Here is a 14815-nt window from a genome sequence, read left to right on the forward strand (position 1 = left end):
GGGGGCGCCGGCCGTTCGTGCGTCCCTCTGTGCGCGCTCAAGTCCTATCGCGTTGTATCGCGTTCGGCGTAACATCCCTGGAACGGTCGTCGTAAGTGCCGCCCGGCGCGGGGCACTCCTGTGGCGCAATCGTGGCATCCCGTCACGCCGGTCGGCCGCCGCGCGGGTGAAAACCGGCAAACGTAAGATTTTCCTCGAAATCCCCAACTCTGGGAGGGCCTGGATGCCAGGCGCTATTTACGCCGAGGGGCTCGTGAAGACCTTCGGCGATGTGAGGGCTCTGGACGGTGTCGACATCGACGTCCCGGAAGGGACCGTCCTCGGTCTGCTCGGTCCGAACGGTGCCGGCAAGACCACCACGGTCCGGGTCCTGACGACCCTGCTGCGGCCCGACAGCGGCCGGGCGGAAGTGGCCGGGATCGACGTACTGGAGCGTCCCGACGACGTACGGCGCGCGATCGGCCTGTCCGGCCAGTTCGCCGCCGTCGACGAGTACCTGACCGGCCGGGAGAACCTCACCATGGTCGGCCGGCTGTACCAGATGGGCGCGAAGGAGGCGAAGGTCCGGGCCGGGGAGCTGCTCGACCGGTTCCACCTCGCCGACGCCGGCGACCGCCCCGCCAAGACCTACTCCGGCGGCATGCGCAGACGCCTGGACCTGGCCGCCGCGCTGGTCGTCAGCCCGCCCGTGATGTTCATGGACGAGCCGACCACCGGCCTGGACCCGCGCAACCGCCAGCAGCTGTGGGACGTCATCCAGGAGCTGGTGGCGGGCGGTACGACGTTGCTGCTCACCACCCAGTACCTCGAAGAGGCCGACCACCTCGCGCACGACATCTGCGTGGTCGACCACGGCCGGGTCATCGCGCGCGGCACGTCCGACCAGCTCAAGGCGCAGACCGGCGGCGAACGCGTCGAGGTCGTCGTGCACACGCCCGATCAGCTGGGCACCGCCGACGAGGTGCTGCGCGGCTACGGCAAGGGCACGACCAAGATCGAGTCGCACACCCGCAAGATCACCGTGCCGGTCACCGGCGGCGCGAAGCTGCTCGCGGAGGTCATCCGCGAACTGGACGTACGCGGTGTCGAGATCGACGACGTCGGGCTGCGCCGCCCGACCCTGGACGACGTCTTCATCTCGCTGACCGGCCACGCCGCCGAGACGCCTGCCGAGGGCGAGGAGAACGGCGACGACACGGCGGACGGCGACCCGGGCGCGGACGGGCCCGGCGGCCGCAGAGGCCGGCGGAAGCGCGGCAACAAGGCGGACCAGGGCGGAGACCGGCGGGCGGCACGGGAGGCGGCGAAGTGAGCACGGTGACGGAAGCGGCACGGCGGGCCCGCGCCCCGCGGCCGGGCGGCGGCACGGTCCGGTCCGTACGGGACTCGCTGGTGGTCGCCAAGCGCAATCTGATCCGAATGGCGCGCATCCCCGAGATGGTGATCTTCGGGCTGGTGCAGCCGATCATGTTCGTGGTGCTGTTCAGCTACGTCTTCGGCGGCGCCATCGCGCTGCCGGGCCAGCAGGGGCCGATCGACCCCGCGCAGTACCGCGAGTTCCTGATGGCGGGCATCTTCGCGCAGACCGTCACCTTCGCCACGGCGGGTGCGGGCGCGGGCATCGCGGACGACATGCACAAGGGCCTCATCGACCGCTTCCGGTCGCTGCCGATGGCCCGCGGCGCGGTCCTCACCGGCCGTACGCTCGCCGACCTCGTGCAGACGGCGCTCACCCTCGTCGTGCTCGCGGCCGTCGCGCTGATCATCGGCTGGCGCACGCACGAGAATCTCGGCAAGGTGCTGGCCGGCTTCGGCCTGCTGCTCCTGCTCGGCTACGCCTTCTCGTGGATCGGTGCGCTGATCGGCCTGTCCGTGCGGACCCCGGAGGCGGCAACCTCCGGCGGCCTGATCTGGCTCTTCCCGCTGACGTTCATCTCGAATGCGTTCGTGCCCTCGGACTCGATGCCGGCGTTCCTGCGGCACATCGCCGAGTGGAACCCCTTCAGCGCCACCGTGCAGGCCGCGCGCGACCTCTTCGGCAATCTGCCGCCCGGCTACCCGGTACCGGACGCCTGGCCCATGCAGCACCCGGTCCTCGCCTCGGTGCTCTGGTCCATCGTGATCATCGCGGTCTTCCGCACGCTGTCGGTACGGAAGTACCGGTCGGCGACGGCCTGAGCGCACGGGGAGCGCGCCGCGTCCGGACGCGGGTCGTGACACGCGCCGCGTCCGGACACCTCGAAGGGCCCGGGTCTTCCCGACCCGGGCCCTTCGGTGGTGCTGCGGTGCGGCCGCCGCGTGTCGCGGGCGCCGCCGTGGTCCGCGGGCTCAGCCCGTGTAGGGCTTGGCCTCCAGGATCTTCACGGCCGCCTTCTTGCCGTTGGGCAGCTCGTACTCCGCGGTCTCGCCGACCTTCTTGCCGTTGACTCCGGTGCCCAGCGGCGACTGCGGGGAGTAGGTCTCGATGTCCGAGCTCGCGTACTCCCGCGAAGCGAGCAGGAACGTCAGCGTGTCGTCCGGGTCCCCGTCGAACGCGATGGTGACGACCGTGCCGGGGGCCACGACACCAGTGGCGGCGGGAGCCTCGCCGACCTTCGCCGTCTCCAGCAGCTGCTTGAGCTGGCGCATACGAAGGTCCTGCTTGCCCTGCTCTTCCTTGGCCGCGTGGTACCCGGCGTTCTCCTTCAGGTCACCTTCCTCGCGGGCCGCCGCGATCTTTTCGGTGATCTCGACGCGTGCGGGACCAGACAGGTACTCCAGCTCGGCCTTGAGCTGGTCGTACGCCTCCTGGGTCAGCCAGGTGACGTTGTCGCTGGTCTGGGTCACAGGTGCTCCTCGTCGGTACTGGGGATAAATCAAACGCCCTACCAGGAAGGCTGGCGCCTTCTCGGGTGGGCGAAACCACGAGCCTAACAATTCCGGCACAAAAGGGGGAGCGGTAAACCGCAAAAAACGCGTCACCGCTGGTCAGCCCCGCTCGGGCGAGGTCGCCCGACACGCGGGGGTCAGCTCCGTGCCGGCTGCCGGCGGTTCAGTTCTGGCCCGGGGCGCCCGATGTCGTACAGCCGACCAGTTCGGCGTTGGTCGCCCGGGCCGTCGTCCGGATCGTGATCACCGTGTCGACCTGGTCCTCGGACTGCTCGACCCGGACGTCCTTGCGGCCGACCTCGGCGCCGTCGGCGGACTGCGAGCGGAGCGTGCACACGCCCTTCGCGCCGGGGTCCTTCATGACCTCCAGGTGCGCCTGCACCTTCGTGTCGGAGACCACCTTGTACGTGACCAGGCGGCCGCTGAGGTCCTGCCCGGTGATGTAGGAGATGCCGAACCAGGCGATCACGCCGAGCAGCGCGGCGCCCAGCATCGCACCGATGACCTTCAGCTTGCGGTCGGCCCGCTCGTCGGCGGTACGGCCGTACCGTCCGTCGGGCAGTCCGTCGCGCACCGCGGCCATGATCTTCCTCCTGGTAAGGGGTACCTGGAAATATTCGCCCCCTCGCTTCGGTCACTATAGAAGGCGTCGTTCAACGGCGTCCCATGACCCTTGACTGAGGATCGAGTCTTGACTGAGCAGCTGCGACTGATGGCCGTGCACGCCCACCCCGACGACGAGTCGAGCAAGGGCGCGGCCACCATGGCCAAGTACGTGTCCGAGGGGGTGGACGTGCTGGTCGCCACCTGCACCGGGGGAGAGCGCGGCGACATCCTCAATCCCAAGCTCCAGGGCGACCCGTACATCGAGGCGCACATCCACGAGGTGCGCAAGAAGGAGATGGACGAGGCCCGCGAGATCCTGGGCGTGAAGCAGGAGTGGCTGGGGTTCGTCGACTCCGGGCTGCCCGAGGGCGACCCGCTGCCCGCGCTGCCCGACGGCTGCTTCGCGCTCCAGGACGTGGAGGCGGCGGCCGAGCCGCTGGTGAAGCTGATCCGTTCGTTCAAGCCGCAGGTCATCACGACCTACGACGAGAACGGCGGCTACCCGCACCCGGACCACATCATGACCCACAAGATCACGATGGTGGCCTTCGAAGCGGCGGGTGACGCCTCGAAGTACCCGGACGCCGGCGAACCCTTCCAGCCGTCGAAGCTCTACTACAACCAGGGCTTCAACCGCCCGCGCACCGTCGCGCTGCACGAGGCGCTGCTGGAGCGCGGCATGGAGTCGCCGTACGGCGAGTGGCTGGAGCGCTGGAAGTCCTTCGAGCGCGCCGAGCGCACGCTGACCACGTACGTTCCGTGCGCGGACTTCTTCGAGATCCGGGACAAGGCGCTGATCGCGCACGCCACGCAGATCGACCCCGACGGCGGGTGGTTCCGCGTCCCGATGGAGATCCAGAAGGAGGTCTGGCCCACCGAGGAGTACGAGCTCGCCAAGTCTCTGGTGGACACCTCCCTCCCCGAGGACGACCTCTTCGCGGGCATCCGCAACAATTGACCTCATGATGAGCGCGACCAGCACCCTCGCCATGACTCATCTCGTCCCCCTCGCGAAGGACCTGGACGAGAACAAGGTGACCCCCGGAGTCCTCGGCTTCATCGTCTTCGCGGTCATCGGCGGCGCCGTTTGGCTGCTGATGAAATCGATGAACAAGCACATGCGGAAGGTCGACTTCGAGGAGAAGCCGGGCGAGAACGCGAAGGGCGACGGCGTGGCGCCGTCGGCCGCGAGCGCCCCGGCCGCCCCGGCCAAGGGCGCCGCGGCCAAGGGCACCCCGAAGACGACCTGACCCGGCCTCCGGGCATCCGGCGTCCGGGCACCCGTCCTTCGGACACCCGGCGTCCGGGCACCCGGCGTCCGGGCACTCGGTCCCGGGGCCGGAGCTCCCGGGCCGGAAACGCGGAACCGCCGCGGGCACGAGCGCCCGCGGCGGCATCGGCCTGCCCGGCCAGCGGGACATCGGCATGCCCGGGCAGCGGGCCTGCACGTGGTGTGTCGCCGGTCCGACCGGAGCTCCCGGGGCTACGTCGAGGACTCCAGGGGCGTGCCCATGATTTCGCGGGCGTGGCGGGTGGGGATCATCCCCAGGCGCCAGGCCTGCCAGCCGGCCTCCAGCTCGATGCCGCGGTCGAGCAGCACGGCGTACGCCTCGGCGCAGTCCTCCAGCTTCGGGTCGCGCAGCGGATGCGGGGAGCGGCGCAGCTCGGCCAGCTCCTCCTGGGCGACGGCCGTGCCGACCTCGGAACCGCCCGGCGAGGCGAGCGGCAGCAGCGTGCAGCGCAGGAAGCGGGCCCAGTCCTCGCCGCGCCGGTCGCCGTACCCCGCGAAGATCTCCGCCGCCTCGTCGGCCAGCTCCAGGGCCTGCGCCGTCCGGCCGTTCCCCGCGTCGACGACCACCAGCTCCAGGCAGGACCAGCCCTCGCTGTGCGGCACCCCGATCCGCTGGAAGTCCCGGCGGGCGTCCTGCAGCAGCTGGCGCGCGAAGCCGCTGTTGAGCAGCGAGCCGGTCTGCGCCGCCCGCACGTCACGGGTGATCCGCCCGGAGTGGTGCCGGGCGCACGCCAGGCCGTACGCGTCGTGCATCCGGCTGAACATCGTGCGCGCCCGGTCCAGGTGGCGCACGGCCGCGTCCTTGTCGCCGTTCTCCTCCAGCGCCTGGCCGAGGTAGTACAGCGTCCAGGCCTCGCCCCGGGCGTCCTCGTGCCGGCGGTGCAGCGCGAGGGCCTGCCGCAGCTGGTCCACCGCGGCCGCCGGGTCGCCGTCCACCAGCCGGGCCCGGGCCAGCTGCGTCATCGCCCACGCCTCGCCGCGCCCGTCCTGCGTGCGGCCGTACAGCTCCAGAGCCTCCTGGAGCTCGCGCTCGGCGCGCGGTACGTCGCCGTGGCGCAGACAGGCCTGGCCGAGCTGGAAGTGCGCCCATGCCTGGCCGTGCACGCTCTCACTCTCGCGGTGGAGCTCCAGCGCCTCGTCGAGCAGCGCGAACGCCTCGGCCAGCTGCGCGCGGTCGCGCTCCACAGCCGCCAGGGCGTGCAGCGTCCACGCGCGGTCGCCGCGCATGGCGTCCCCGCTCTGCAGCTCCAGCGCCTCCCGCAGCTTCGCCGCGGCCTCGGTGAGATTGCCCTGCTGCTGGAGGGTGATGCCCAGGTCACGCAGGGCGCGCGCCGCGCCCGCGGTGTGCTGCGCCTCGAAGTACAGGTCGACCACCGAGGACAGCGTCGTACGGGCCTTGTCCAGCTCGCCGAGCTGCCGGGCCGCGACGCCGGTGCGCCACTGGACCGAGCGCGCCAGCAGCCCCTTGTCGGCGGCCTTGGTCAGCTCGTTCAGCTCGCCGAGGCGGTACAGGTCGCCGCGGAGCAGGCAGTAGTCGGCGAGCGCCCCGAGGAGGTGGGAGAGCGTGGCCTGGTCCACGTCCTGGTCGGCGTGGCGCAGCGCCGCCGTGATGAAGCTGGTCTCGTCGTCCAGCCACTGCAGCGCGGCGTCGAGCGAGGTGAAGCCGTGCGGGCCGAAGCGGTCGGCGCGTGTGGAGGTGTTGCCGTCCACCAGGCGGATGACGGAGTCCGCCAGCTCGGCGTAGCTGCGCAGCAGCCGCTCCTGCGCGCCGGCCCGCTCCGTCGGGTCCTCCTCGTCCAGCAGCCGCGCGTGCGCGAAGTGGTGCACCAGGGAGTGGAGGCGGTACCGGCTGCCGCGTACGTGCTCGACGAGGCCCGCCTCGGTCAGCCGGGCCAGCCGCCGCTGCGCTTCCTCCTCCTCGACGCCCAGCAGCGCCGCCGCCGCTGCCGCGCCCAGGCTCGCCCGTCCGACCAGCGCCAGTCGGCGCAGCAGCCGCCGCTCCGCGTCGGGCTGGTCGGTGTACCGCAGCCACAGGGCCCGCTCCACGGCCGTCACCGGGCCGTAGGCCGCCAGGTCCGCCGCCAGCGTGGCCGGGTCGCGCGGGCCCAGCGAGGAGCCCGCCACGCGCAGCGGCAGCGGCAGCCCCGCGCACAGCTCCCCGATCCGGTCCAGGGCCTGCGGGTCGTACGGACCGGCCGCGCCCTCCGCATCGCCGCCCGCGGCGCGCAGCAGCTCCTCGACGCCGGCGGCGTCGAGCGGGCCCACCGGCAGCTGGTGCACCCAGGCCGAGAGGCCGTCGGGCAGCTCCATCGGCTCCCGCGCCGTGACCAGCACCAGGGACTCCGAGCGGTCCGGCACGAGGGTGCGGACCTGGTCCGGGTCGGTGGCGTCGTCCAGCAGGACCACGACGGGGAGGTTGGTCAGATGCTGCTGGTACAGCTCCGTCAGCCGCTTGACGTGCTGCTCGGGCGAGGGCCGCTCGCGGAACAGCAGCTGCTCGCGCGGCGCCCCGAGGCGGTTCAGCAGGTGCAGCAGCGCGTCCCGGGTGGGCAGCGGGGTCTCGCCCGGCGTCTCCCCGCGCAGGTCCACCACGCACGCGCCGCGGAACTGGTCGCGCAGCTGCCGCGCGGCCCGCACCGCCAGCGCCGTACGCCCCGAACCCGGTTCGCCGTGCAGCACGACCACCGTGGGCCTGGTCTCCGTACTGGCCCGGGCGGCGTGCACCCACTGGGTGATCTGCGTCAGCTGGGCACGCCGACCGGCGAACGGGCCGCCCGAATCCGGGAGTTGCTGGAAGGAGTCGGCCAGCACCGACCTGCGGCGGGCCGCCGCGCTGCGGTCCCCGCCGCGCAGCTGCGGGCCGCGCCCGGTAGTGCCCGTGCCCTGGCCGCCGCCCGCGGCACCGCTCCGGTTCGCCGTCAGCATCCGCTGCTGGTCCAGGAACGGCCGCACGCCGCGCACCTCCAGGGCCGTCAGCCACTGGAGCCGCAGCTGCTCGGGGCCGCCCGGCTGGCCGCGCATGCCCGCCTGGCGGTGCGCGGCCGGCCAGTGTCCCGCGGTGAGCTTGAGGACCGTGGCCGCGGCCCCCGCGACGACGACTGCGGCCCCGGTGCCCAGCGCCGGGCCGGGGCCCGTGCCGTACGCCAGGTCCGCGGTGACGGCGGCGGCCGCGGCGACCAGCGTGACCACCGCGGGGGTGCCCGTCTCCCGGCGGGTCAGCCGCTCCGTCAGCGGCCGGCGCGCCGCGGCCGCCTCGTCCAGCGCTCCGGTGTACGCGGCGTACTCCTCCGCCGCTCCGGCCGCCAGCCGGTCCAGCGCGGCCCGCGCCCTGGTGAGCAGCGCGCCCCCGTCGACGCGCCCGCCCGAGCGGCGCACCTCCTCCTCGACCGCGCGCGTCAACAGCGCGTCCGCGTCCGCGCGGTGAGCGTCCCGCAGGACAGCCGGTGACCCCGTCATTCCGTCCCCCTCCAGCGATGATCGCCTTGTACGCCCAGTGTTCCGTCCCGGCGCCGAATCCGGCAGCCCTGTGGATAACTCCGCCGGGACGTGCCACACGGTGGAGTGAGAGATCCGCCGTGCCGGGCAATGCGGGCTCCGGCGGATCGGCTTCGCACGTTCCGGGCACACCCGTGAGAGAGGATGGCCCCATGCCGAACCGCCTGGCTCATGAGACTTCCCCGTATCTGCTCCAGCACGCCGACAACCCGGTCGATTGGTGGCCGTGGTCCGACGAGGCGTTCGAGGAGGCGCGGCGGCGCGGCGTACCGGTGCTGCTCAGCGTCGGATACAGCAGCTGCCACTGGTGCCACGTCATGGCGCACGAGTCGTTCGAGGACGAGGCCACCGCGCGGCTGCTGAACGAGCACTTCGTGTCGGTGAAGGTCGACCGGGAGGAGCGCCCGGACGTCGACGCCGTGTACATGGAAGCCGTGCAGGCCGCCACGGGCCAGGGCGGCTGGCCGATGACGGTCTTCCTCACGCCGGACGCCGAGCCGTTCTACTTCGGTACCTACTTCCCGCCCGAGCCGCGGCACGGCATGCCCTCGTTCTCGCAGGTCCTGGAGGGCGTGCGGGCGGCCTGGACGGACCGCAGGGACGAGGTCGGCGAGGTCGCGGGGAAGATCGTGCGCGATCTGGCCGACCGCTCGCTGGCCGTCGCCGGGGCGCAGCCGCCCGGGCGCGAGGACCTGATGGCCGCGCTGATGCAGCTGACCCGGGAATTCGACGCGACCCGCGGCGGATTCGGCGGCGCGCCGAAGTTCCCGCCGTCGATGGTGCTGGAATTCCTGCTGCGGCACCACGCCAGGACGGAGTCCGAGGGCGCGCTCGACATGGTGCGCGCGACCTGTGAGGCGATGGCCCGCGGCGGCATCTACGACCAGCTCGGTGGCGGTTTCGCGCGCTATTCCGTGGACGCGGAATGGGTGGTCCCGCACTTCGAGAAGATGCTCTACGACAACGCGCTGCTCTGCCGCCTCTACGCCCACCTCTGGCGCGCCACCGGCTCCGGGCTCGCCCGCCGCATCGCCCTGGAGACCGCCGACTTCATGGTCGGCGAACTCCGCACCGACCAGATGGGGTTCGCCTCCGCGCTGGACGCCGACAGCGACGACGGCACGGGGCGGCACGTCGAGGGCGCCTACTACGTGTGGACGCCCGAGCAGCTGACCGAGGTGCTGGGGGAGGCGGACGCCCGGATCGCCGCCGACCACTTCGGGGTCACCGAGGAGGGCACCTTCGAGGAGGGTGCCTCGGTGCTGCAACTGCCGGACACCGATGGGCTGCAGGACGCCGACCGGATCGCCTCCATCAAGGAGCGGCTGCTCGCCGCACGGGAGACGCGGCCCCGTCCCGGCCGGGACGACAAGGTCGTGGCCGCGTGGAACGGCCTGGCCGTCGCCGCGCTCGCGGAGACCGGCGCGTACTTCGACCGGCCGGACCTCGTGCAGGCCGCGACCGACGCCGCCGACCTGCTCGTCCGCGTCCACATGGACGGCCAGGCGCGGCTGCACCGCACCTCCCGCGACGGCGTCGCCGGCGCCAACTCCGGCGTGCTGGAGGACTACGCGGACGTCTCCGAGGGCTTCCTCGCGCTGGCCCAGGTGACCGGTGAGGGCGTATGGGCGGACTTCGCCGGGCTCCTCCTGGACACCGTGCTGATCCACTTCCGGGGCCCGGACGGCTCGCTGTACGACACCGCCGACGACGCCGAGGCGCTGATCCGCCGGCCGCAGGACCCGACCGACAACGCCACGCCCTCGGGCTGGACCGCGGCGGCCGGCGCCCTCCTCTCGTACGCGGCGCTCACGGGCAGCTCCCCGCATCGCGAGGCCGCCGAACGCGCGCTCGGCATCGTCAAGGCGCTGAGCGGGCGCGCTCCGCGCTTCATCGGCTGGGGTCTCGCGGTCGCCGAGGCGCTGCTCGACGGCCCGCGCGAGGTCGCGGTGATCGGCTCGTACGACGACGAGGCCACCCGTGAGCTGCACCGTTCCGCGCTGCTGAGCACCGCGCCCGGCGCCGTGGTCGCGGTCGGCGACCCCGGGAGCGAGGAGGTGCCGCTCCTGAAGGACCGGCCGCTGGTCGGCGGCCGGCCCGCTGCCTACGTGTGCCGCGACTTCACCTGCGAGCGGCCCACGACCGATCCGGGCGAGCTCGCGGAGCGGCTGCACGCCGGGTGACCGGGCGGCGGGGTCCGCCGCGTACGACCGTACGGCGGCGGGCCTCGCGGCCACCGGGAGGAAAGCCGGATCGCACCGGTCCGTCAACCGCGTGTGGGGGCCACGGACTAGCGTCGGCGCCATGACCCAGCGCAGTGAAGTCCCCACCACCCACCGCGAAGTACGGCTGGCCGCCCGTCCCCGGGACGCGGTCACCGACGACCTCTTCGAGATCGTCGAGGTGCCGGTACCGGAACCGGCGCCCGGCCAGGTCCTCGTCCGCACCACCACCATGGGCGTCGCCGCCGTGATGCGCACCCTCATGGACGAACAGAGCGCCGTGCCGATCCCGCACTACGAGATCGGCGCCCCGCTGCACGGGGCCGCCGTGGGCGAGGTCGTGGCCGCGCCCGGCACCGACCTACGCGCCGGTGACCTCGTGGAACACTCTCTCGGCTGGCGCGAGTTCGCCGTCGTCGACGCCTCCCGGGCGCAGCGCCTGGAGCCGGACCTGCTGCCCGACCCCGCCGCGTACCTCTCCCAGGGGCCCACCGCGCTGATGGGCATCGGGAGGGGCGCCGACGTACGCCCCGGGGACACGGTGTTCATCACCGGCGCCGCCGGCGGTGTGGGCTCGCTGGCGGGGCAGCTCGCCAAGAAGCGCGGCGCGGCCCGCGTCATCGGCAGCACCGGATCACGCGCCAAGGGCGAGCAGCTCATGGCCGGTCTCGGCTACGACGCGGTGGTGATCCGGGGCGAGGGGCCGATTCTGGAGCAGCTGCGCAAGGCGGCGCCGGACGGCGTCGACGCGGTCTTCGACAACGTGGGCGGCGAACAGCTCCAGGCCGCCCTGGCGCTGGCCAACCGGGGGGCGAGGGTCGCGATCGTCGGCGCGCTGGCCGCTCAGATGTCCGGCACCGGGGCCGTCACGACCGAGATCGACACGCTGTCGTTCCTGTCGCGCGGCATCACCCTGCGCGGCGTGGCCCTCTATGACCACCTGGACCTCATTCCGGAGTGGAACCGGGAGTTCGGCCAGGGCCTGCGGGACGGCACGCTCACCTTCCCGCACGCGCGGTTCAGCGGTATCGAACAGGCGCCGCGCGCGCTGCGGGAGCTGACCGAGGGCCGGCACTTCGGCGCGGTGCTGGTGGATCTGTAGCGCACCGGGCCCCCTTCCCCGGGACCAGGCGGTCTCCCCGTTGTCAGTGGGATGTGTAACGCTCTAAGCGCGCACAGTCACATTCAGTGAGAGCTGGAGGGGGTGTTGCGGATGCGTACGATCCTGCACGGGGCGGTCGTCCTGGCCGCTGGGGTGTGTGTGGGCGGCTTTCTTCTGGGTGGCGCCGCGGTGGTCCTCGCGCTGGTGCTGGCCGGGGTGGCGGCCCTGACATGGCAAGTGGCCGCGGCGTCGAGGCCGCGGCCACGGTGGGCCAGAGGCGCGGGGGGCACCGGGAGTGCCCGGATCGCTCCGGAGGCGGTGTCAGGCGTGTGTATAGGCCACCAGCGAGATGCCGACGTAGTGCACGACGAACGCCGCGAGGGTGAAGGAGTGGAAGACCTCATGGAAGCCGAACCACCGAGGTGACGGGTTGGGCCGCTTGATCCCGTAGATCACGCCGCCCGCGCTGTAGAGCAGCCCGCCGACGATCACGAGCACGAGGACGGCGATGCCGCCCTTCTGCAGGAAGTCCGGGAGGAAGAAGACCGCCGCCCAGCCCATCGCGATGTAGCACGGCGTGTAGAGCCAGCGGGGTGCGCCGACCCAGAAGACACGGAAGGCGATGCCGAGGGCGGCGGCCGCCCAGATGCCCCACAGGAGCAGGTCCCGGCGGCCGTCGGGCAGCAGCAGGATGGTCAGCGGGGTGTAGGTCCCCGCGATGATCAGGAAGATATTGGCGTGATCCAGCCGGCGCAGGATGCCGGTGACCCGCGGGCCCCAGTTGCCGCGGTGGTAGATGGCGCTGACGCCGAAGAGCAGACAGGCGGAGAGCGTGTAGACGCCGCACGCAACGCGTCCACGCGTGCTGTCGGCCAGCGCGGTGAGCACGACCCCCGAGAAGAGCACGGCGGGGAACATCCCGGCGTGCAGCCAGCCCCGCAGCTTCGGCTTGAGCGGAGCGGTGAGCGCGGAGACCGCGGAGGTCACGGCCGTTGCAGAGCTTTCGGTCGTGTGGCCGGCGGTGGCTTCGGGCGCGGAAGACATGGGCGCCAGCCTATCTACGCCACCGTAAGTTACGGATCAGTCCGGGAGTGGTGACGGTCACGAAGGTGCCCTCTGGACAGAATCCGGTCGGCGTCGGATGATCAAATGAGTGCGGTCGGCACCGGATGAGCGGTCACGAAGCATCCGGGTCGCAGCCCCCAAGGGGCCAACATCTACAAAAGCGGACATTGTGCTGATGTTCGCATAAACCCCTCATCTAGGAGCGATCGTGGCGCGCGACAACGCGGCTCCCTCCCTCAAGCACCCGACCACCCATCAGGAGCTCATCGCCTGGGTCGATGAGATCGCGTCGATCACCCAGCCGGACCGCATCGTCTGGTGCGACGGCTCGGAGGCGGAGTACGAGCGCCTGAGTGAAGAACTGGTCGCCAAGGGGACGTTCAAGAAGCTCGACCCGATCAAGCGACCCAACTCCTACTACGCGGCGTCCGACCCGAGCGACGTCGCCCGCGTCGAGGACCGCACCTTCATCTGCTCCGAGAAGGAGGAGGACGCGGGCCCGACGAACCACTGGAAAGCCCCCGCCGAGATGCGGGAGATCTTCGCCGGTGAGGAGGGCATCTTCCGGGGTGCCATGCGCGGCCGGACGATGTACGTCGTCCCGTTCTGCATGGGCCCGCTGGGCTCGCCGCTGTCCGCGCTGGGCGTGGAGATCACCGACTCGGCGTACGTCGCCGTGTCGATGCGCACCATGACCCGGATGGGCCAGCCGGTCCTGGACGAGCTGGGCTCGGACGGGTTCTTCGTCAAGGCCGTGCACACCCTGGGCGCCCCGCTCGCCGAGGGCGAGGCGGACGTGCCCTGGCCCTGCAACTCCACCAAGTACATCTCGCACTTCCCCGAGGACCGCGAGATCTGGTCCTTCGGCTCCGGCTACGGCGGCAACGCCCTGCTCGGCAAGAAGTGCTACGCGCTGCGCATCGCCTCCGTCATGGCGCGCGACGAGGGCTGGCTCGCCGAGCACATGCTGATCCTCAAGCTCACGCCGCCGCAGGGCGAGGCGAAGTACGTCGCCGCTGCCTTCCCGTCGGCCTGCGGCAAGACCAACCTCGCGATGCTGGAGCCCACGATCTCCGGCTGGACGGTCGAGACCATCGGTGACGACATCGCGTGGATGCGCTTCGGCGAGGACGGCCGGCTGTACGCGATCAACCCGGAGGCCGGTTTCTTCGGCGTCGCGCCCGGCACCGGCGAGCACACCAACGCCAACGCCATGAAGACCCTGTGGGGCAACTCCGTCTTCACCAACGTCGCGCTCACCGACGACGGCGACGTGTGGTGGGAGGGCATGACGGAGGAGACCCCCGCCCACCTCACCGACTGGAAGGGCAACGACTGGACCCCGGAGTCCGGGACGCCGGCGGCCCACCCCAACGCCCGCTTCACCACCCCGGCGGGCCAGTGCCCGATCATCGCGCCCGAGTGGGAGGACCCCAAGGGCGTGCCGATCTCGGCGATCCTCTTCGGCGGCCGCCGCGCCAGCGCCGTCCCGCTGGTCACCGAGTCCTTCGACTGGCAGCACGGTGTCTTCCTCGGCGCCAACGTCGCCTCCGAGAAGACCGCCGCGGCCGAGGGCAAGGTCGGCGAGCTGCGCCGCGACCCGTTCGCCATGCTGCCGTTCTGCGGCTACAACATGGGCGACTACATGGGGCACTGGGTCAAGGTCGGCAAGAACGCCGACGCGGCCAAGCTGCCGAAGATCTACTACGTCAACTGGTTCCGCAAGAACGAGGCGGGCAAGTTCGTCTGGCCCGGCTTCGGCGAGAACGGCCGCGTCCTGAAGTGGATCGTGGAGCGCCTGGAGGGCAAGGCCGAGGGCGTCGAGACCCCCATCGGCATCCTGCCGACCAAGGAGTCCCTGGACACCGACGGGCTGGACCTGCCGGACGCGGACCTGGACTTCCTGCTCAGCGTCGACAAGGAGGTCTGGCGCGACGAGGCCTCGCTGGTCCCCGAGCACCTCAACACCTTCGGTGACCACACGCCGAAGGAGATGTGGGACGAGTACCGCGCGCTGGTGCAGCGTCTCGGCTAGCGGGAACAGCCGGCCGTAGCGGCCGGCGGGAACGGCTCATGAGAAGGGCCCCGGCACCGAATCGGTCGCGCGGGACGGGGCAGCAGGCCCCTACGCCTTCTGCCGGACGTCGCCGGCCGCCCCCGCCCCGG

General features: G+C 71.9%; 11 protein-coding genes. 7 read left to right on the top strand and 4 right to left on the bottom strand.

The window, feature by feature from the left end; genetic code table 11:
• Positions 1 to 223: 223 nt before the first annotated feature.
• Together ABZ840_RS36710 and ABZ840_RS36715 are read left to right on the top strand one after the other, a co-directional pair.
• Positions 224 to 1312, top strand: coding sequence for an ATP-binding cassette domain-containing protein (locus tag ABZ840_RS36710; protein WP_361568086.1), 1089 nt, complete (start codon positions 224 to 226; stop codon positions 1310 to 1312).
• Positions 1309 to 2178: an ABC transporter permease gene (locus ABZ840_RS36715; protein ID WP_361568089.1), complete on the top strand. Its 870-nt coding sequence runs from the start codon at positions 1309 to 1311 to the stop codon at positions 2176 to 2178. The genes ABZ840_RS36710 and ABZ840_RS36715 overlap by 4 nt, the downstream gene beginning before the upstream one ends.
• Before the next feature lie 150 nt (positions 2179 to 2328).
• Here ABZ840_RS36715 and greA read toward each other — a convergent pair whose 3' ends face one another.
• Together greA and ABZ840_RS36725 are read right to left on the bottom strand one after the other, a co-directional pair.
• A complete protein-coding gene (greA, locus tag ABZ840_RS36720; RefSeq protein WP_361568092.1) occupies positions 2329 to 2826 on the bottom strand; it encodes a transcription elongation factor GreA in 498 nt (165 codons plus the stop codon).
• 205 nt (positions 2827 to 3031) lie between these two features.
• Positions 3032 to 3451, bottom strand: a complete 420-nt coding sequence (locus ABZ840_RS36725) for a DUF4307 domain-containing protein (protein WP_361568095.1) — start codon at positions 3449 to 3451, stop codon at positions 3032 to 3034.
• A gap of 108 nt (positions 3452 to 3559) precedes the next feature.
• Here ABZ840_RS36725 and mca point away from each other — a divergent pair, with 108 nt between their 5' ends.
• On the top strand, positions 3560 to 4432 hold the full coding sequence (gene mca, locus ABZ840_RS36730; protein ID WP_361568097.1) for a mycothiol conjugate amidase Mca: 873 nt from the start codon (positions 3560 to 3562) through the stop codon (positions 4430 to 4432).
• Between the two features lie 7 nt (positions 4433 to 4439).
• Positions 4440 to 4724 (top strand): hypothetical protein, encoded by a 285-nt coding sequence (locus ABZ840_RS36735; protein ID WP_361568123.1) that lies wholly within the window; start codon positions 4440 to 4442, stop codon positions 4722 to 4724.
• A gap of 233 nt (positions 4725 to 4957) precedes the next feature.
• On the opposite strand, the gene ABZ840_RS36740 is transcribed toward ABZ840_RS36735, so the two are convergent.
• Positions 4958 to 8221, bottom strand: coding sequence for a tetratricopeptide repeat protein (locus ABZ840_RS36740; RefSeq protein ID WP_361568100.1), 3264 nt, complete (start codon positions 8219 to 8221; stop codon positions 4958 to 4960).
• A 191-nt stretch (positions 8222 to 8412) separates the two neighbouring features.
• Here ABZ840_RS36740 and ABZ840_RS36745 point away from each other — a divergent pair, with 191 nt between their 5' ends.
• Both ABZ840_RS36745 and ABZ840_RS36750 read left to right on the top strand, forming a co-directional pair.
• Complete coding sequence (locus ABZ840_RS36745; RefSeq protein WP_361568103.1) at positions 8413 to 10443, top strand: thioredoxin domain-containing protein; 2031 nt, start codon at positions 8413 to 8415, stop codon at positions 10441 to 10443.
• 121 nt (positions 10444 to 10564) lie between these two features.
• Positions 10565 to 11584 carry an NADP-dependent oxidoreductase gene (locus ABZ840_RS36750; RefSeq protein WP_361568106.1) on the top strand — a complete coding sequence of 340 codons (1020 nt, stop codon included), beginning with the start codon at positions 10565 to 10567 and terminating at the stop codon, positions 11582 to 11584.
• 321 nt (positions 11585 to 11905) lie between these two features.
• Here ABZ840_RS36750 and ABZ840_RS36755 read toward each other — a convergent pair whose 3' ends face one another.
• Positions 11906 to 12628 (bottom strand): hemolysin III family protein, encoded by a 723-nt coding sequence (locus ABZ840_RS36755; protein ID WP_361568108.1) that lies wholly within the window; start codon positions 12626 to 12628, stop codon positions 11906 to 11908.
• 229 nt (positions 12629 to 12857) lie between these two features.
• On the opposite strand from ABZ840_RS36755, the gene ABZ840_RS36760 reads away from it, so the two are divergent.
• On the top strand, positions 12858 to 14684 hold the full coding sequence (locus ABZ840_RS36760; protein WP_361568111.1) for a phosphoenolpyruvate carboxykinase (GTP): 1827 nt from the start codon (positions 12858 to 12860) through the stop codon (positions 14682 to 14684).
• Positions 14685 to 14815 lie beyond the last annotated feature (131 nt).

Origin of the sequence: Streptomyces sp. NPDC047117 (assembly GCF_040643545.1) — a bacterium.
In the GTDB taxonomy this organism is placed as follows: domain Bacteria; phylum Actinomycetota; class Actinomycetes; order Streptomycetales; family Streptomycetaceae; genus Streptomyces.